Source organism: Streptomyces sp. NPDC006463, assembly GCF_042870715.1.
GTDB lineage: Bacteria > Actinomycetota > Actinomycetes > Streptomycetales > Streptomycetaceae > Streptomyces.
The window spans coordinates 137,765-155,471 of sequence record NZ_JBIAHP010000012.1; the positions used below are offsets into that span (position 1 = coordinate 137,765).

Here is a 17,707-nt window from a genome sequence, read left to right on the forward strand (position 1 = left end):
CCCTGGGAGCAATCCCAAGCCGCTGCCCGGCATGTCCAGCCCCGCCGGCATTTGAGGCGCGGGGTCCCGGCCCGAGCCCCGGCAACGGCGCTCGTCACCGGGCGGGCTGGTTGCCCTGGGAGCAATCCCAAGCCGCTGCCCGGCATGTCCAGCCCCGCCGGCGTTTGAGGCGCGGGGTCCGGGGCGGAGCCCCGGCAGCGGCGCCGCACCCTTCGGCCCCGCCGGCGGGGCGAGGCCCGGACGGGGCCGTGGGGGTTACAGGGGGAGGCCCGGCGCCGGGAAGGCGGACATCAGGGCGGTGACCTCCGCACGGACGGCGGCCAGCGCCGCCTCGTCGGCCTTGGCGGCGGCGTCGACCGAGCGCGAGATCCAGTCCGCCACCAGCGGCATGTGCTCGACCCCGAGCCCCCGTGACGTCAGGGACGGGGTGCCGATCCGGATGCCCGACGGGTCGAACGGCTTGCGGGGGTCGAACGGCACCGTGTTGTAGTTCACCACGATCCCCGCCCGGTCCAGGGCCTTCGCCGCGACCTTGCCCGGGACGTCCTTGCCCGTCAGGTCGATCAGGATCAGGTGGTTGTCCGTACCGCCCGAGACGAGGTCGAAGCCCCGCTCCAGCAGCGCCGCCGCCAGCGCCTTCGCGTTGGCGACGACCGCGTGGGCGTACGAGACGAACGACGGCTGCGCCGCCTCGTGCAGCGCCACCGCGATACCGGCCGTCGTCTGGTTGTGCGGCCCGCCCTGGAGGCCCGGGAAGACGGCCTTGTCGATGGCCTTCGCGTGCTCCTCGCGGCACATCAGCATCGCGCCGCGCGGACCGCGCAGCGTCTTGTGCGTGGTCGTGGAGATCACGTCCACGTGGCCCGCCGGGGACGGGTGCGCCCCGCCCGCGATCAGGCCCGCGATGTGCGCCACGTCCGCGACGAGGACCGAGCCCGCCTCCTGCGCGATCGACGCGAACGCCGCGAAGTCGATCGTGCGCGGCAGCGCGGTGCCGCCGCAGAAGATCACCTTGGGGCGTTCCGCCAGGGCCAGGTCGCGCACCGCGTCGTAGTCGATGAGCCCGGTGTCGGCGCGGACGCCGTACTGGACGCCCCGGAACCACGACCCCGTCGCCGAGACGCCCCAGCCGTGGGTGAGGTGCCCGCCCATCGGCAGCGCCATGCCCATCACCGTGTCGCCCGGCTTCGCGAAGGCCAGGTAGACGGCCAGGTTCGCCGGGGAGCCGGAGTACGGCTGGACGTTGGCGTGGTCCACGCCGAACAGGCCCTTGGCCCGCTCGACGGCGAGGGCCTCGACGCGGTCGATGTTCTGCTGGCCCTCGTAGTAGCGGCGGCCCGGGTAGCCCTCGCTGTACTTGTTCTGCAGCACCGTGCCGGAGGCTTCGAGCACGGCCGCGGACACGTAGTTCTCACTGGGGATCAGACGCAGGGTCTGCGCCTGGAGCGTTTCCTCCGCCGCGACGAAGGACGCCAGTTCGGGGTCGGTCGCGAAAAGGGCGGGATGGCGGCTCGCGGACATGGCGGGCTCCTCCGGGGTCGATGTGATCGGTACCCCGCGAGGCCCAGGCGAGCGGCCCTGTATGCGGTCGAGCGCGCACGACTCCCCCGGAGTTGGTTCTCCGTACGCCAGTCGCCGTGCGTACCGGCCACCTTAGCGGGCGCGCCACAAGAAAGGTTTCTCCGTCCACTGTGCGAGCGAAGATGGACAGTGACGCCACCCTCGTCACAGGCCTGACGGACGATCGGAGACCCCGTGTCGACAACTGCTGATGCCATCCGCTCCGCCGAAACGCACAGTGCGCACAACTACCATCCGCTGCCCGTGGTCGTCGCCTCCGCGGAAGGCGCGTGGATGACCGACGTGGAGGGCCGCCGGTACCTCGACATGCTCGCCGGCTACTCGGCGCTCAACTTCGGGCACGGCAACCGCCGTCTGCTCGACGCGGCCCGCGCGCAGCTGGACCGGGTCACGCTGACCTCTCGCGCCTTCTACCACGACCGTTTCGCCGACTTCTGCACCGAGCTCGCCGCGCTGTGCGGCAAGGAGATGGTGCTGCCGATGAACACGGGCGCGGAGGCCGTGGAGACGGCCGTGAAGACCGCGCGCAAGTGGGGCTACGAGGTCAAGGGCGTGCCGGACGGCCACGCGAAGATCGTGGTCGCGGCGAACAACTTCCACGGCCGGACGACGACGATCGTCTCCTTCTCCACGGACCACGAGGCGCGCGACCACTACGGCCCGTACACCCCCGGCTTCGAGATCGTCCCGTACGGCGACCTGACCGCGCTGGAGTCGGCGGTCACCGCGCACACGGTCGCCGTCCTGCTGGAGCCGATCCAGGGCGAGGCGGGGGTCCTGGTGCCGCCCGCCGGATACCTGAAGGGCGTGCGGGAGCTGACGCGCGAGCGGAACGTCCTGTTCATGGCGGACGAGATCCAGTCGGGGCTGGGCCGGACCGGCAGGACCTTCGCGTGCGACCACGAGGGCGTCGTCCCCGACATGTACGTCCTCGGCAAGGCGCTCGGCGGCGGGGTGGTGCCGGTCTCGGCCGTCGTCGCGGACCGGGACGTGCTCGGGGTGTTCCGGCCGGGCGAGCACGGCTCCACCTTCGGCGGGAACCCGCTCGCGTGCGCCGTCGGCCTGGAGGTCGTGGCGATGCTCAGGACGGGCGAGTACCAGCAGCGCGCCACTGAGCTGGGCGACCACCTGCACCGGGAGCTGAACCTGCTGGTCGGCACGGGCGCGGTGACCGCCGTACGCGGGCGGGGGCTGTGGGCGGGCGTGGACATCGAGCCGTCGCGCGGGACCGGGCGGGAGATCTCCGAGAAGCTGATGGAGCTGGGCGTCCTGGTGAAGGACACCCACGGGTCCACGATCCGGATCGCCCCGCCGCTGGTGATCAGCAAGGAGGACCTGGACTGGGGCCTGGACCAGCTCAGGTCCCTCCTCGCCTAGTAGTGCTTCGTCACAGGATCACGTGGGGCAGGAAGCGGGCGTACTCGTCCGTGACCGGCCCCGCCGATTCGCGGATGCCCAGCCCCGCCGCCTCGTCCTCGACGACCCACGCGCCGAGCACCACCCGGTTGCCGTCGAAGTCGGGCAGCGGGGCCAGGGCCTGGAAGCAGTACCGTTCACCCTCCGCCGGTGTGAACGGCTCGCCGGTGCCGTCCGCCGGGTGGAGGGTGACCCCGGCGCCCTCGCGGCCCAGCAGCGGCTTGGCCACGTAGCCCCCGGCGCCGGGCTCCGCCAGCTCGCGAGGGCCGTCGAGGTAGGCGGGCAGCAGGTTCGGGTGCTCCGGGAAGAGCTCCCACAGGATCGCCAGCAGCGCCTTGTTGGACAGCAGCATCTTCCACAGCGGTTCTATCCAGCAGGTGGTGCCGGAGCCGCCGCCGTGGTCGTACGTGCCGAGGACCTGGGGGCCGAACTCGTCGGTGGCCAGCCACTCCCACGGGTAGAGCTTGAAGCAGGAGCGGATGAAGCGGAGCTTCTCGTCCACGAACCGGCCGGACAGGCTGTCCCAGCCGATCTGCTCGACGGACAGGGCCTGGGTGTCCAGGCCGGCCTGCTCCGCGGTCTCCTTGAGGTAGGCGACCGTCATCAGGTCCTCGCCGAGCTCGTCGGTCTCGGAGTGCGCGAAGTGCAGCGGGCCGGGCGGGAGCAGCTCGGCCTGCCGGCGCCAGGCGTCGACGAGGCGCTCGTGCAGGGAGTTCCACTGGTCGGCGCCCGGGAAGCGCTCCTCCATCCAGAACCACTGCGGACTGGCCGCCTCCACGAGGGAGGTGGGGGTGTCGGCGTTGTACTCCAGCATCTTGGCCGGGCTGCCGGTGCCGTCGTAGCGCAGGTCGAAACGGCCGTAGAGGGAGGGCTGTTCGGCACGGCGGCGCCAGGACTCGGCGATCAGCGCGGCGAGCTCCGGGTCGGTGATGCCGAGGTCGGCGAAGCGGTCGTGCTCGACGATGTGCGCGGCCGCGGCCAGGCACATGGCGTGCAGTTCCTCGACGACGTTCTCCAGCGCCTCGACCTCGGGAAGGGAGAAGGAGTAGTAGGCGCTCTCGTCCCAGTAGGGGCGCAGGGAGTCGTCGGGGTACCGGGTGAGGGGGTAGATCAGCCCCTGCTCCTCGACGGTCTTCTGCCAGTCCGGGCGGGGCTCGATGGTGTGCCGCTCCATGGGTGCGCTCAGCCGCCGCTGGAGCCGGAGCTGCTGTGCCCGCCGATGCCGCCGCGGGTGACGGCGGACTTGTCGAAGCTGCCGCCGGAGACCTTGCCGTTGCGGACGGAGCCGCCGTAGTAATACGTGCCGCGGCTGCTGCTGCCGCCCTTGCAGTGCTTGTCGTCCAGCTTGTCCAGCGTGGTCCGGTCGACGCAGCGCCGGTCCGGCTCGTTGCTGTTGCCGCAGGCCACGAGCGTGGCCGCGAGCAGACCCATGCCGCCGAGGACGACGGCGCCGGAGCGCATCCGGCGCTGGTTGGTACTGCTACTGCTGCTGTCCATGTCTGCTGCTCCCCTTATGGCGTGCTCCCGACAGACTAGAGCGGCGGCCCGGGCCGATGGAATCCGGCCGCCGTGAGATCCGTGACCTAAAGTCAATTCGTGCTCATTGGGATGATTTGCGCGCTGGGTGCGGCGGTCTGCTTCGGCACGGCGTCCGTTCTGCAGGCCATGGCTTCGCGGGCCGTGGAGCCGGGGACGGGGTCCGGGGTGGACCCGGCGCTGATGATGCGGGCGGTCCGGCAGTGGCGATATCTGGCCGGTCTCGGCCTCGACGCGGTGGGCTTCGTGTTCCAGATCATCGCGCTGCTCCACATCCCGATCTACGTGGTGGGAGCCGCGCTGGCCGCGAGCCTGGCCGTGACGGCGGTGGTCGCGGCGCGGCTGATGCGGGTGCGGCTGTCCCGGACGGAGTGGGCCGCGGTGGGCGTGGTGTGCGCGGGGATGCTGATGCTGGGGCTGGCTTCCGGGGAGGAAGGTACGGGGGAGGGGTCGCTCGCGCTGAAGCTGGGACTGCTGGCCGTGGCGGGGCTGGTGCTGCTGGTCGGCGCGGTGGCGGGCCGGCTCCCGGACGGGCCGCGGGCGCTGGTGCTCGGTCTGGCCGCGGGGACGGGCTTCGGGGTGGTCGAGGTGGCGGTCCGGCTGATCGACGGCTTCTCGCTCGCCGAGCTGCGCAATCCTGCCCTGTACGCCCTGCTGCTCGGCGGGGGCGCGGCCTTCCTGCTGCTCACCTCGGCCCTCCAGCGCGGCTCGGTGACGGCGGCGACGGCCGGCCTGGTGCTCGGCGAGACGGTCGGCCCGGCGCTGGCGGGGGTGATCTGGCTCGGCGACCGCCCCCGGGAGGGCCTGGCCTGGCTGGCGGTGACGGGCTTCGTGGTGGCGGTGACCGGGGCCCTTGCGCTGGCCCGCTTCGGGGAGCCACCGGAGCCCGCGCCGGTGCCCGTGCCCCCGGCCGCGTGACCCCGCCGCACGCCGGGCTCGTGACCCCGCCGCACTCCGGGGCCGGGGTGCGCCGGCGCTACGGCAGGGCCGCCGACAGGGCCGCCAGCGTCGGGGTCCACGCGCTGTCCGACGGGGTTCCGTAGCCGACCACCAGCGCGTCGCGCGGCGGCAGCACCGCCTGCGGGTGGCGGAAGCCGGACAGGCCCTCCAGGGCCAGGTCCTGCCATGCCGCCGACTGAAGCACCGCGCGCTCCGTCCCCGCCGGGAGGTCCAGGACCGCGTGCAGGCCCGCCGCGATCCCGGAGACGCCGACCCGGCCGTCCACCGCCGCCACCAGTTCGTCCCGGCGGCGCCGGTAGCGCAGGCGCATGCCGCGCACGTGGCGGTCGTACGCCCCGGAGGTGATGAACTCCGCGAGTGTGAGCTGGTCCAGCGCGCTGGAGGTCCGGTCGCTCATGCCCTTGACCGCCAGGACCTCGTCCACCAGCCCCGGCGGGACCACCATCCAGCCCATGCGCAGCCCCGGGGCGAGGGACTTGCTGGCCGTTCCGAGGTACACCACCCGGTCCGGGTCCAGCCCTTGCAGGGCGCCGACCGGCTGGCGGTCGTAGCGGAACTCCCCGTCGTAGTCGTCCTCCAGGATCAGGCCGCCGGTGGTGCGGGCCCAGTCCACCGCCGCCGCCCGGCGGGCCGGGGTCAGGGCGGCCCCCGTCGGGAACTGGTGCGCCGGGGACAGGAGCACCGCGCCCGGACCCGCGCCCAGTTCCCCCGTACGGGCGCCCTCCCCGTCCACGCCCAGCGGCCGCGTCCGCAGCCCGGCCCCCGTGAGCAGGTCCCGGTGGATGTCCAGGCCGTACCCCTCCACCGCCACCTCCCGTACCCGCCGCGCCCGCAGCACCCGTGCCAGCAGGGTGATCCCGTGCGCGAAGCCGGCGCACAGCACGATCCGGTCCGGGTCCGCGTACACCCCGCGCGCCCGAGCCAGGTATCCGGTCAGCGCCTCGCGCAGCTCGGGCCGGCCGCGGCCGTCGCTCCCGTACCCGAAGGCCTCGTTCGGGGCGTCCGTCAGCGCCCGCCGGGCCGCCGACAGCCAGGCCGCCCGCGGGAAGGCGCTCACGTCCGGGGAGCCCGGCCGCAGGCTGTACGAGGGCCCCTGGCGCGCGGGACGCCGTACGCGGGCGGCCGCCGCGGCGGTCCGGCGCGGCCGGGCCCGTTCCGCGACCCGGGTGCCGGAGCCCTGGCGGGCCGTCAGCCAGCCCTCGGCGACGAGTTCGGCATAGGCCTCCGCCACGGTGTTCCTGGCGATCCCCAGGTCGCCGGCGAGCGAACGGGAGGACGGCAGCCGGGTCCCGGCGGCCAGCCGGCCGCTGCGCGCGGCCTCGCGCAGCGCGTCGACGAGCCCGGCCCGCAACCCGCGTCCGGCGGAGAGGTCCAGATGCAGGTCGGCACCGAAAGTGGCCCAGGATTCCGTCATGGATATGGACCATATCGGTGGGCCGTCCGGCTCCTACGGTTGATCACATGACGAACGCACACGAACACACCCCCCGTATGAACATGGCGAAGGCCGCCCCCGAGGTCTACAAGGCGGTCCTGGCCCTGGAGATCGCCGCCAAGAAGGGCCTGGACCCGGCCCTGGTCGAGCTCGTCAAGATCCGGGCCTCGCAGCTCAACCACTGTGCCTTCTGTCTGGACATGCACTCCAAGGACGCGATCGCGGCCGGCGAGAGCATCGAGCGGATCGTGCAGCTCACCGCCTGGGAGGAGTCGCGGCACTTCTACACCGAGAAGGAGCTCGCCGCGATCGAGTTCACCGAGGCGGTCACCGTCCTGACTGGGGGCACCTCCCGGACGAAGTCTGGGGGAGGCTTCGTGCCCGACGAGGTGTACGAGAAGGCCGCGAAGCACTTCGAGGAGCGCGAGCTGGCCCAGCTGATCGCCGTCATCGCGACGATCAACGTCTGGAACCGCATCGGCGTCACCACCCGCATGGTGCCCGGGCATTACACGCCCGGCATGTACGCGAAGGGCTGATCAGACCGGCCGGAAGGACTGGACGACCGCCGTGAGGTGCTTGCGGATCAGCGGCTTGTCGCTGCTGGGGCCGGTGACCATGATCACCCACCGGCTGCGGTCGGCGGCGACGAGGAGCCGTTCGACCGCGTGGCTGGGCGGGGCGGTCGAGGCCGGATCGGCGTACTCGAAGACCAGCTCGCACCCGGAACCGTCCACGGGATTCCGGGAGATCTCCCGGAATCCCGGTTTCGCGCCCAGCTGCTTCGTGGAGTCGGCGAGGACCTCGCAGGCCGTCATGGTGTCCTGGGTGGCCCGGAAGATCTGGAGCAGCGCGCTTTGGTCGCCCGACCGGTACACCGAGCCGACGCTCGGGTCGCTGCGGTCGGCCGTCCAGCCCGTGGGAACCGCGGCCGTGAAGCCGGCCGTCGTTTCGCGCACCCACGCGTATCCGGACGGCACGGTGGCCGAGGTCGAGGTCGGGTCCGGGCCGGAGGTGGCGGTCGGGGTCGCGGAGCCGGAGGCACCCGGGCCGCCCTGACCGGAGCCGGGGTCCTTGTGGCCCAGGTACAGCCACCCGGCCACGGCCGTCGCGCCCACCAGGGCCACGCCGAGGGTCGCCACCGCCAGGGTCCGGCGGCGCCGCGCGGGGGGCGGCGCCGCCGGACCCTGCGGGGGCCACCCCGGCGCCTGCGGGGGCCACCCCGGCGCCGGCGGGGCCCCGGCAGGTACGCGGGCGGGGCCGACGGCCACGGTGCCGGGGCGGGGCCCGCGGCCGGACTCGGGATTCGGCCCGGGGCCGGGCCCGGCTCGGTCGGCTCGGCCCGCTCGGTCGGCTCGGCCCGCTGCGCCGGCTCGGTCCGCTCCCAGCGCTGCGACCGCGGATTCCAGCGGACGCCGCCCTCCCCCGTGGCCACGCTCAGCCTCCCAGCGAGGTCAGCAGCGCGGCCAGGGCGGTCGCCGCGCTCACCGAGTCCACCAGCGGGGCCCACCGCTCCAGCGCCCCGCGCAGCCTGGCCGGCAGACCGGGGCGGACCTCTCCGCCCGTCTCCAGTTCCGCCGCCACCTCGTCCAGTTCGCCGTCCAGCGCCGCCCGTTCGGGGCTGCGGGGCAGCCGTACGAGGGCCGCGCGCAGCTCCCGTACGGCCTCCAGCAGTTCCTCGGCGCCGGGCGCCGTGGCCTCCGTACCGCCGTGGTGGACGGTGCTGTTGGTGTTGTGGGTGCCTCCGATGCTGAAGCTGCTGCCGTGGACGTCGCCGATCCGCACCGCCGGCTGTTCTCCGCCGCTAGTTGCCACCGTTTCTCCTCCTGCCCGAGCTCGTGCGCTTGTCCTTGCCCTTGTCCGGGTCGGAGCCCTGGGGGGTGACGTGGTTGTGGCTCTCTCCGCCGATCCCGAAGGCGCTGTCGCGCACCGACTGGATGAAGACCGCGCCCTCGGCGACGTTGACCGCCCGCTCCGCGAACTCCTCGGTGTGCCAGCCCGCCTCGTGCAGGGCCAGGGTCACCCCGCCGACGATCCGGTCCTGGATCGTCTTCAGGTACCGGTCCAGGTCCATCAGCTGGAACAGCGAGGCGTCGTCCTGCGCCGCGAGTTCGCGTACGGAGACGGCCGGCCCGGCCGGGAGCGCCACGCCGTGCCCCGCGGTAGCCATCCGCCACGGGATGCGGAGCGCGCGCACCAGGGCGAGCAGCGCCGGACCGAGGGCGCCCGCACCGTTCACGACCGCCCAGACCACCTTGGCGAAGGCGGTGTTGCGCCGCTGCCGCTGGGCGGTGTCGTCGGCCCGCTGAAAGTCCGGCCGGACGGGCAGCAGCACGTGCGGCGCCACTTCCAGCATCAGCATCCCGCCCTGCGTGTGGACGCGGATGAAGACGGTGACGACGAGGTTCTCGTCCCAGCCGCCGATCCGTACGCGCAGGAAGTGGCGGCGGCGCTCGCCGCCCTCCTCGACGGCGGTGGCGCGGTGCTCGGCGAACGCCTCGTGCGACAGGTCCAGGGAGTCGACGTCGGGCAGCCCGTCGGCCGGCAGGAACACGCACTCGTCGATGACCAGTTCGCGCAGCCGGTCCAGCACGGAGGCCTCCGCCTCCGGGGACCCGTGCGGCGACGGGATGCGCAGGGCCTCCAGCCGTGGCCGGATCCGGTCCACGATCTGCGCGTTGTCCAGCTCGTCCACCTCGCCGTCGCCGCGCGGGCGCAGTTCGACGGACAGCTGCCACGGCAGGTGTGCCCGGCCCGCGCCGCAGAACGGATTGCCCACGTCGTACAGGACCAGGGGCGCGTGCTGGATCCGCTGGATCCGCGCGCGGGCCCGCCCGAACCGCCGGCCCGTCACCACCAGGTCACCCGCCCCGGCGGCGTACTCCTCCCGGTCGAGCGAGAGGTGCAGGACCCGGGCGAGGTGCCCGCGCTGCAGCCCGGCGACGGTCGTGAGCAGCAGGAAGACGAGTACGGCGACCCACGAGTAGGCCTCCCCGTAGAAGCGCCCCATCCGCGGCCACTCCAGGAAGATGCCGAGCGGGTCCCGCGCGATCACCCCGCCGAGGAACGGGAAGAAGAACCCCGCCTCCGAGAAGCGCAGCGGCGCCACGCGGCCGTCGGCGAAACCGGCGACCACCCCCCAGAGGACGTTGCCGAGCATCCAGACGGCGTACCCGCGCAGGACGTACTCGACGATCCGGCTGCCGCGGCCGGTCCGGTCGCGGTACCGCTTGATCTGACCGGCGCCGCTGAGCAGGAGCCCGGGGACGATCAGGAAGACGATGAAGGTCTGGAGCAGCAGCAGTCCGAGGGCCCAGACCGCCACCACCGCCACCGCCCAGGCCATTTCGATGCGCCGGGCGCGCAGGGCGTGGGCGAGGACGCGAGCGGCGTCGAATCCGTAGGAGGGCGCGGTGAAACGTTCCTCGTGGACGTACAGCTCGTCGATCACCCGCTCGCGGTATGCGGTGTCGAGATACACGCCGGCACACAGCAGCCGGCCCGCCTCCGACTTCGACGGATGGACGGGTGCTGCGACGTCCGATATTTCGCTCACCGAATCCCCCTCCGGTGTGAGGAGGCAAAAGGTACGGCGCCCGGGGATGCCAGGACAGGGCGGATCACGCCAAAGGCCCCGGCGCGCTGGGCGCCGGGGCCTTTCTCAAGCGGTGGAGCGGTGGAGCGGTGATCAGATCAGGCCGAGCTCACGGACCGCGTCGCGCTCCTCGACGAGCTCCTGCACGGAGGCGTCGATGCGGGCGCGGGAGAACTCGTTGATGTCCAGGCCCTGGACGATCTCGTACTTGCCGTCCTTGGTGGTGACGGGGAAGGAGGAGATGATGCCCTCCGGGACGCCGTAGGAGCCGTCCGACGGGATACCCATCGAGGTCCAGTCGCCCGCGGCGGTGCCGTTGACCCAGGTGTGCACGTGGTCGATGGCGGCGTTGGCGGCCGAGGCGGCCGAGGACGCGCCACGGGCCTCGATGATCGCGGCGCCACGCTTGGCGACGGTCGGGATGAAGGTCTCGGCGAGCCACAGCTCGTCGCTGACGACCTCGGCGGCGTTCTTGCCGGCGATCTCCGCGTGGAAGATGTCCGGGTACTGGGTGGCCGAGTGGTTGCCCCAGATGGTCAGGCGCTTGATGTCGGAGACGTCGGCGCCGGCCTTCTGCGCGAGCTGCGAGATCGCGCGGTTGTGGTCCAGGCGGGTCATCGCGGTGAAGCGCTCGGCCGGTACGTCCGGGGCGGCGGCCTGCGCGATGAGCGCGTTGGTGTTGGCCGGGTTGCCCACGACCAGGACCTTGATGTCGTCCGCGGCGTGGTCGTTGATGGCCTTGCCCTGCGGCTTGAAGATGCCGCCGTTGGCGGAGAGCAGGTCGCCGCGCTCCATGCCCTTGGTACGCGGGCGGGCGCCGACGAGCAGCGCGACGTTCGCACCCTCGAAGCCCTGGTTCGGGTCGTCGAAGATGTCGATGCCCTTGAGCAGCGGGAAGGCGCAGTCGTCGAGCTCCATGGCGGTGCCCTCGGCGGCCTTCATGCCCTGGGGGATCTCCAGAAGTCGGAGCTTGACCGGCACGTCCGCGCCGAGCAGGTGGCCGGACGCGATGCGGAAGAGCAGCGCGTAGCCGATCTGGCCTGCGGCGCCGGTGACGGTGACATTCACGGGAGTGCGGGTCATGGCCTTCTCCGTTAGACAGCTGGCGGTCGGGGCGTCCCCGCCCCATGTGCTGGAGGACGCCGCTCCCCAGTAAATCTTGACGTGAAGAGACATCCGCCGTCAGGCTATCGGACCCTGGGGCGGCCGGTCTCCATGGGGGCTGGTCCACCAGATGGATCCGGCCCCGTTCCGGCCACCCGGCCGGTCGGCGGACCGTCGGCGCCCTGCCCCTGCCGACGGCCCGCGCGAGGTCAGCGCACGGTGAAGCGGACCGCCGTCTCCAGGAACGGGACGTCCAGCCACGGCTTACCGGGCGGGCTGGGCTGCATCACCAGCGCGAGCAGCGTGATCGCCACGCCCAGGACCCCGTACGTGACCATGTCCGTGAACCGCGAGCGCACCGCGAGCATGCCCACCGAGGGCAGTACGCGCCGCAGCACCGCGGCCGCGATCAGGGCCAGGCCGATGATCAGGCAGCCCACCCGCGCATGCCCCAGGGCCGTGACCAGCAGCCCCGCCGCGGTCGCGGTGAGCACGCTGAGCATCGGCCACTGACGGGCGGACGTGGACACGGCCCCGGGGACGGCACGGCCGCTGCCCTCGGGGCGCGCGGTGTCCCGGGTGACGGACGGGAAGCGGCGGGACCTGGGTGCCCCGGCCATCGCCGCCGCGCTCTCGTCGCCCCGCTCGGCCGGCTCAGCCCGCACTGCTGCTCCGCTCCGCCGCCTCGACGACATTGACGAGCAGCTGGGCCCGGGTCATCGGGCCGACACCGCCCGGGTTCGGGGAGATCCAGCCGGCCACCTCGGCGACACCGGGGTGCACGTCGCCGACGATCTTGCCGCTCTCGTCCCGGCTGACGCCCACGTCGAGCACGGCCGCGCCCGGCTTCACGTCCTCCGGCTTGACCAGGTGCGGGACACCGGCCGCGGCGACGACGATGTCCGCCTGGCGCAGCAGCCCGGCGAGGTCGCGGGTACCGGTGTGGCAGAGCGTCACGGTGGCGTTCTCGGACTTGCGGGTCAGCAGCAGGCCGATCGAGCGTCCGACGGTGATGCCGCGGCCCAGGACGACGACGTGCGCCCCGTTGATCCCGACGCCGTGGTGGCGCAGCAGTTCGACGATCCCGTACGGGGTGCAGGGCAGCGGGCCCGGCTCGTTCAGGACCAGCCGGCCGAGGGACATGGGGTGCAGGCCGTCGGCGTCCTTCAACGGGTCCATCAGCTCCAGGACCCGGTTGGTGTCGATTCCCTTGGGGAGCGGCAGTTGGACGATGTATCCGGTGCACTGCGGATTGGCGTTGAGTTCCCGTACGACCTCCTCGATGTCCTCCTGGGAGGCCGTCGCGGGCAGTTCGCGCTGGATGGAGGCGATGCCGACCTCGGCGCAGTCCTTGTGCTTGCCGTTGACGTACCAGCGGCTGCCCGGATCGTCGCCGACCAGCAGGGTGCCGAGGCCGGGGGTGATGCCCCGGGCCTTCAGGGCCGCCACACGGGCGGTCAGTTCGGACTTGATCGCGGCTGCGGTGGCCTTGCCATCGAGAATCTGGGCGGTCATGTACCCATCCTCCCGGATGGAGTGCCCCCGGTTCCAGTCAAGGCGCTCATGGACGCGCGCGGTTCATTGCACTTGCACAACAAGTCACCGGCCGCGCGGGAACCGGCTGGACAAGTTCAGTCGTCTCGGATGACGATGACGGAAAAGAGTGCCGCGGGCAGTGCCGGGGGGCGGACCGTAGAACAAAGCTTTCCTCCGCGCGTGCCGTGCGTCCCCGCACTTCCACGGAGGAACACCCCAAGATGAGCTTCGGCGACCCGAACAACCCGTACGGACAGCAGCCCCAGGCCCCGCAGGGCCAGCCCGGCTACGGCTACCCGCAGCAGGCACCCCAGGGCGTCCCGCCGCAGGGCGGCTACGCCTACCCGCAGCAGCAGGCCCCGCAGGGCTACCCGGGCTACCCCGGCGGCCCCGGCGGCTACCCGGGCATGCCGATGGAGATGCCGGGTCTGGTGAAGACCGCGCGCGTCCTCCTCTTCGTCGTCGGCGGCCTGCAGCTCATCGTCGGCCTCCTCGCGCTGCTCGGTGGCGCCGCACTGTCCTCCACGGACACCGGCACCGCCGGCGCCGTGGCCGGCGGCGTGGTGATCGCCCTCGGCCTCTTCCTGCTCGCCATCGGCGTGCTGGCCATCGTCCTCGGCGCCAAGTTCGCCAAGGGCGGCAACGGCGTCCGCATCACGACGATCGTCTACGCCTCGCTGTCCATCCTCGGCAGCTTCTTCAACTTCGCCAACACCTCCGCCAACGGTAGCTCCGGTGTCTTCAGCGGCATCGTCAGCCTGGCCATCGGCGGCCTGATCCTCGCCGCGATGGTCACCGCCCCCGGCGCCTCCTGGTTCAAGCGCCCGCGCTTCTGAGCCTCGTACGACACGTACGACGCATACGGCGAAGGCCGCGACCCGCAGCAGTGCGCGGGTCGCGGCCTTCGCCGTGTGCGGGACGTGCTCAGTGGAAGAAGTGCCGGGTCCCGGTGAAGTACATCGTCACGCCGGCCTTCTTCGCGGCCTCGACGACCAGCTCGTCACGGACCGAACCGCCCGGCTGGACCACGGCCTTGATACCCGCGGCCGTGAGGATCTCCAGCCCGTCCGGGAAGGGGAAGAAGGCGTCGGAGGCGGCGTACGAACCCTGCGCGCGCTCGGCGCCCGCACGCTCGACGGCGAGCTTCGCCGAGTCGACGCGGTTGACCTGCCCCATGCCGACGCCGACCGAGGCGCCGTCCTTGGCGAGCAGGATGGCGTTGGACTTGACGGCGCGGCAGGCCTTCCACGCGAAGGCGAGCTCGGCGAGTTCGTCCGCGGAGAGCGCGTCGCCGGTGGCGAGGGTCCAGTTGGCCGGGTCGTCGCCCTCGGCCTGGAAGACGTCCGACTGCTGCAGCAGCACGCCGCCGGAGACCGGCTTGAGGTCACCCGGCTGGTGCGGGTGACCGTCCACCTTCAGGACGCGGATGTTCTTCTTCTTGGCCAGGATCTCGACCGCGCCGTCCTCGTAGGCGGGGGCGGCGATGACCTCGGTGAAGATCTCGGCGACCTGCTCGGCGAGCTCGACGGTCACCGGGCGGTTGACGGCGATGACGCCGCCGAAGGCCGACAGCGGGTCGCAGGCGTGCGCCTTGCGGTGAGCGGCGGCGACGTCCGTGTCCACGGCGATACCGCACGGGTTGGCGTGCTTGATGATCGCGACGCAGGGCTCTTCGTGGTCGTAGGCGGCCCGGCGGGCGGCCTCGGTGTCCACGTAGTTGTTGAAGGACATCTCCTTGCCGTGCAGCTGCTCGGCGTTGGCGAGCCCGCCCGGCTGACCGTCGGTGTACAGGGCGGCGGCCTGGTGCGGGTTCTCGCCGTAGCGCAGGGTCGACTTGCGCTCCCAGGCGCCCGCGAGGAACTCGGGCAGGGCGTTCTCCCCGGCCTCGGGGGCGTACGCGTTCGTGAACCAGGAGGCCACGGCCACGTCGTAGGCGGCGGTGTGCTGGAAGGCCTCGGCCGCCAGCCGCTTGCGCGCGGTGAGGTCGAAGCCGCCGCCCTGCGCCGCCGCGAGGACGTCGGCGTAGCGCTCCGGGCTGGTCACGACCGCGACGGAGGGGTGGTTCTTGGCGGCGGCGCGGACCATCGACGGCCCGCCGATGTCGATCTGCTCCACGCACTCGTCCGGGGTGGCACCCGACTGGACGGTGGCCAGGAAGGGGTAGAGGTTGACGATCACCAGGTCGAAGGGCTCGACGCCCAGCTCGGCGAGCTGGTTGCGGTGGTCCTCCAGGCGCAGGTCGGCGAGGATGCCGGCGTGCACGCGCGGGTGCAGGGTCTTGACCCGGCCGTCCAGGCACTCGGGGAAGCCGGTCAGCTCCTCGACCTTGGTGACGGGCACCCCGGCCGCGGCGATCTTCGAGGCGGTGGAGCCGGTGGAGACGAGCGCGACGCCCGCCTCGTGCAGCCCGCGGGCCAGCTCTTCCAGTCCCGTCTTGTCGTAGACGCTGACGAGCGCACGCCGGATCGGCCGCTGGGTCGTGGTCGGGTCGTTGCTCTCTACGGCGGTCACTGGATTGTTACCTTTCGTCCCTCAATGCGGTAGCCGTGTCGGGCCAGGCGCCCCACGACGTCGACGAGCAGCTGGCGCTCGACTTCCTTGATGCGCTCATGGAGAGCGGCTTCGTCGTCCTCGTCCCGGATCTCGACGACACCCTGGGCGATGATCGGACCGGTGTCCACGCCGGAGTCCACGAAGTGGACCGTGCAGCCGGTGACCTTCGCCCCGTAGGCGAGCGCGTCCCGTACGCCGTGGGCGCCCGGGAAAGCGGGGAGGAGGGCGGGGTGGGTGTTGATGAACCGGCCGCCGAAGCGGTCGATGAACGCCTTGCCGACGATCTTCATGAAACCGGCGGACACGACGAGGTCCGGAGCGTGGGCGGCGGTCGCCTCCGTGAGGGCGGTGTCCCACTCCTCACGGCTCCCGTAGGCCTTGACCGAGCACACGAAGGTGGGGATCCCCGCCTTCTCGGCGCGCTCCAGGCCGACGATGTTCTCGCGGTCGGCTCCCACGGCGACGACTTCGGCGCCGAAGCCCTCGGATCCGCCGGGGTGGGCGTCGATGGCGTCGAGCAGGGCCTGGAGGTTGGTGCCGGAACCGGAGACCAGCACGACCAGGCGGGAGGCGGCCATGGGAGGCCCTTTCTCACGGGAATGCGTTGTTCGTCTTTGTATGGTCATACGAAACTTCGGGGTACCTATATACGGGGGACCATACGAAGCAACCGACCGCCTGCAACGATACCGGCACACGGGACGGCCCCCGAGGGACGGGGGGACGGCCGAGGGGTAGCGTCTGCTTACAAGCCGAATCGACGTCTTACGAGACGTCCTTGACACAGGGGAAGTAACACACCCGATGCCGGACCGCCGTCAGCCCGACTCCCCCACCGACGACAACCCCTTCGCGGCTCCCCCGGAAGGCCGGCCCGACCAGCCGTGGCAGCCGCGCGGCGGTGGCGACGGCGGCGGGGACGGGAACGGGAACGGCCGGCCGGATTCCGAGGGCCGGGGCGGCCCGGCGCGCTGGGACCCGACGGACCCGATCCAGCGCCGCGCCCGTTACGCGCTGCTGGCCGGCATGTGGGGCTTCTTCTTCGGGATCTTCGGGATCCCGTCGGTGGGGCTGCTGCTGGGGGCGCTCGCCATGTACTGGGGCATCAGTGCGCTGCGGGGCAAGCCGGCGTCGGCGGAACCCGGCCAGGCCCCCGCCCCGGGAGGCCTGGCGGCCCTGGGCGAGGCCGCCCGCCCCCAGCGCACGGCGGCGGTGAGCGGCCTGGTCACGGCCACACTGGCGATCCTGCTGGCGATGAGCTCGTACGCCGTGCAGCTCGCGTACAAGGACTTCTACGTCTGCCGCGACGACGCGCTGACGAACGCGGCGGAACTCCAGTGCAACACGCTCCTCCCGGACAACTTCGTGGGCGACGTCCTGAAGGTCCGCCAGTAACGATCGCTCTACGCCACCAGCCCCCGGCCGAAGCCCCGGCCCTCACCCTCGCGACCCTGCCGCCCCCGACGAAGCGCCCGGGCGCGGGGCGAAGCCCCGGCTTTGGGCCTCGCGGCCCTGCCACCCACGAAGCGCACGGGGTGCGGGGCGAAGCCCCGGCTCTCAGCCTCGCGGCCCTGCCACCCCCGGCCGAGGCGCCCGGGGCGCGGGGCGAAGCCCCAGCCTCGCGGCCCTGCCGCCAGCTGAAGCCCCGGCTTTTAAGCCTCGTGGCCCTGCCGCCGTCGGGCGAAGCCCCGGCTCTCAGTCTTGCGGGCCTGCCGCCCCCGCCGAAGCGCGCGGGGCGCGGGGCCGAGCCCCGGCTTTCAGCCTCGCGGCCCTGCCACCCCCAGCCGAGGCGCCCGGGGCGCGGGGCGAAGCCCCAGCCTCGCGGCCCTGCCGCCAGCTGAAGCCCCGGCTTTTAGCCTCGCGGCCCTGCCGCCCTCGGGCGAAGCCCCGGCTCTCAATCTCGCGGCCCTGCCGCCCCCGCCGAAGCGCGCGGGGCGCGGGGCGCGGGGCCGAGCCCCGGCTTTCAGCCTCGCGGCCCTGCCACCCCCAGC

The 17,707-nt window shown here is 72.6% G+C and carries 17 protein-coding genes and 1 riboswitch; of the genes, 5 read left to right on the plus strand and 12 right to left on the minus strand.

Annotated features, from left to right (window positions below; all coding sequences use genetic code 11):
* Nucleotides 1-255 precede the first annotated feature (255 nt).
* A complete protein-coding gene (gene glyA, locus ACFYOB_RS22935) occupies nucleotides 256-1,521 on the minus strand; it encodes a serine hydroxymethyltransferase (RefSeq protein WP_388562229.1) in 1,266 nt (421 codons plus the stop codon).
* Between the two features lie 34 nt (nucleotides 1,522-1,555).
* Nucleotides 1,556-1,646: riboswitch (ZMP/ZTP riboswitch) on the minus strand.
* A gap of 109 nt (nucleotides 1,647-1,755) precedes the next feature.
* Between glyA and rocD the strand changes: the two genes are divergently transcribed.
* Nucleotides 1,756-2,958 carry an ornithine--oxo-acid transaminase gene (gene rocD / locus ACFYOB_RS22940; RefSeq protein ID WP_388562231.1) on the plus strand — a complete coding sequence of 401 codons (1,203 nt, stop codon included), beginning with the start codon at nucleotides 1,756-1,758 and terminating at the stop codon, nucleotides 2,956-2,958.
* A 10-nt stretch (nucleotides 2,959-2,968) separates the two neighbouring features.
* On the opposite strand, the gene ACFYOB_RS22945 is transcribed toward rocD, so the two are convergent.
* Nucleotides 2,969-4,171 carry a glutathionylspermidine synthase family protein gene (locus ACFYOB_RS22945; protein WP_388562233.1) on the minus strand — a complete coding sequence of 401 codons (1,203 nt, stop codon included), beginning with the start codon at nucleotides 4,169-4,171 and terminating at the stop codon, nucleotides 2,969-2,971.
* Between the two features lie 8 nt (nucleotides 4,172-4,179).
* Complete coding sequence (locus ACFYOB_RS22950) at nucleotides 4,180-4,494, minus strand: hypothetical protein (protein ID WP_388562234.1); 315 nt, start codon at nucleotides 4,492-4,494, stop codon at nucleotides 4,180-4,182.
* 111 nt (nucleotides 4,495-4,605) lie between these two features.
* Here ACFYOB_RS22950 and ACFYOB_RS22955 point away from each other — a divergent pair, with 111 nt between their 5' ends.
* Complete coding sequence (locus ACFYOB_RS22955; RefSeq protein ID WP_388562463.1) at nucleotides 4,606-5,451, plus strand: hypothetical protein; 846 nt, start codon at nucleotides 4,606-4,608, stop codon at nucleotides 5,449-5,451.
* Nucleotides 5,452-5,509: 58 nt separating this feature from the next.
* Here ACFYOB_RS22955 and ACFYOB_RS22960 read toward each other — a convergent pair whose 3' ends face one another.
* Nucleotides 5,510-6,907, minus strand: a complete 1,398-nt coding sequence (locus ACFYOB_RS22960; protein WP_388562235.1) for a PLP-dependent aminotransferase family protein — start codon at nucleotides 6,905-6,907, stop codon at nucleotides 5,510-5,512.
* Nucleotides 6,908-6,954: 47 nt separating this feature from the next.
* Between ACFYOB_RS22960 and ACFYOB_RS22965 the strand changes: the two genes are divergently transcribed.
* Nucleotides 6,955-7,467 (plus strand): carboxymuconolactone decarboxylase family protein, encoded by a 513-nt coding sequence (locus ACFYOB_RS22965; RefSeq protein WP_388562236.1) that lies wholly within the window; start codon nucleotides 6,955-6,957, stop codon nucleotides 7,465-7,467.
* Here ACFYOB_RS22965 and ACFYOB_RS22970 read toward each other — a convergent pair whose 3' ends face one another.
* The 6 genes from ACFYOB_RS22970 to ACFYOB_RS22995 form a co-directional block, all read right to left on the minus strand.
* Nucleotides 7,468-8,070 carry a hypothetical protein gene (locus ACFYOB_RS22970; protein ID WP_388562237.1) on the minus strand — a complete coding sequence of 201 codons (603 nt, stop codon included), beginning with the start codon at nucleotides 8,068-8,070 and terminating at the stop codon, nucleotides 7,468-7,470.
* Nucleotides 8,071-8,365: 295 nt separating this feature from the next.
* Nucleotides 8,366-8,743 carry a hypothetical protein gene (locus ACFYOB_RS22975; protein WP_388562238.1) on the minus strand — a complete coding sequence of 126 codons (378 nt, stop codon included), beginning with the start codon at nucleotides 8,741-8,743 and terminating at the stop codon, nucleotides 8,366-8,368.
* On the minus strand, nucleotides 8,733-10,484 hold the full coding sequence (locus ACFYOB_RS22980) for a hypothetical protein (protein WP_388562240.1): 1,752 nt from the start codon (nucleotides 10,482-10,484) through the stop codon (nucleotides 8,733-8,735). The genes ACFYOB_RS22975 and ACFYOB_RS22980 overlap by 11 nt, the downstream gene beginning before the upstream one ends.
* A gap of 132 nt (nucleotides 10,485-10,616) precedes the next feature.
* The gene (locus ACFYOB_RS22985; RefSeq protein ID WP_328927235.1) at nucleotides 10,617-11,606 is read right to left on the minus strand and encodes a malate dehydrogenase; all 990 of its coding nucleotides are present in this window, start codon (nucleotides 11,604-11,606) and stop codon (nucleotides 10,617-10,619) included.
* Between the two features lie 230 nt (nucleotides 11,607-11,836).
* Nucleotides 11,837-12,292 (minus strand): DUF3017 domain-containing protein, encoded by a 456-nt coding sequence (locus ACFYOB_RS22990; RefSeq protein WP_388562242.1) that lies wholly within the window; start codon nucleotides 12,290-12,292, stop codon nucleotides 11,837-11,839.
* Complete coding sequence (locus ACFYOB_RS22995; protein WP_388562244.1) at nucleotides 12,282-13,142, minus strand: bifunctional methylenetetrahydrofolate dehydrogenase/methenyltetrahydrofolate cyclohydrolase; 861 nt, start codon at nucleotides 13,140-13,142, stop codon at nucleotides 12,282-12,284. The genes ACFYOB_RS22990 and ACFYOB_RS22995 overlap by 11 nt, the downstream gene beginning before the upstream one ends.
* A 242-nt stretch (nucleotides 13,143-13,384) precedes the next feature.
* Here ACFYOB_RS22995 and ACFYOB_RS23000 point away from each other — a divergent pair, with 242 nt between their 5' ends.
* A complete protein-coding gene (locus ACFYOB_RS23000) occupies nucleotides 13,385-13,999 on the plus strand; it encodes a hypothetical protein (RefSeq protein WP_388562246.1) in 615 nt (204 codons plus the stop codon).
* Between the two features lie 88 nt (nucleotides 14,000-14,087).
* Here ACFYOB_RS23000 and purH read toward each other — a convergent pair whose 3' ends face one another.
* Together purH and purN are read right to left on the minus strand one after the other, a co-directional pair.
* Nucleotides 14,088-15,674, minus strand: a complete 1,587-nt coding sequence (purH, locus tag ACFYOB_RS23005) for a bifunctional phosphoribosylaminoimidazolecarboxamide formyltransferase/IMP cyclohydrolase (protein WP_388562248.1) — start codon at nucleotides 15,672-15,674, stop codon at nucleotides 14,088-14,090.
* Nucleotides 15,671-16,294, minus strand: a complete 624-nt coding sequence (gene purN / locus ACFYOB_RS23010) for a phosphoribosylglycinamide formyltransferase (protein ID WP_376682357.1) — start codon at nucleotides 16,292-16,294, stop codon at nucleotides 15,671-15,673. Before purN ends, purH begins: the two co-directional genes overlap by 4 nt.
* 226 nt (nucleotides 16,295-16,520) lie before the next feature.
* On the opposite strand from purN, the gene ACFYOB_RS23015 reads away from it, so the two are divergent.
* Nucleotides 16,521-17,111, plus strand: coding sequence for a hypothetical protein (locus ACFYOB_RS23015; protein WP_388562251.1), 591 nt, complete (start codon nucleotides 16,521-16,523; stop codon nucleotides 17,109-17,111).
* Nucleotides 17,112-17,707 lie beyond the last annotated feature (596 nt).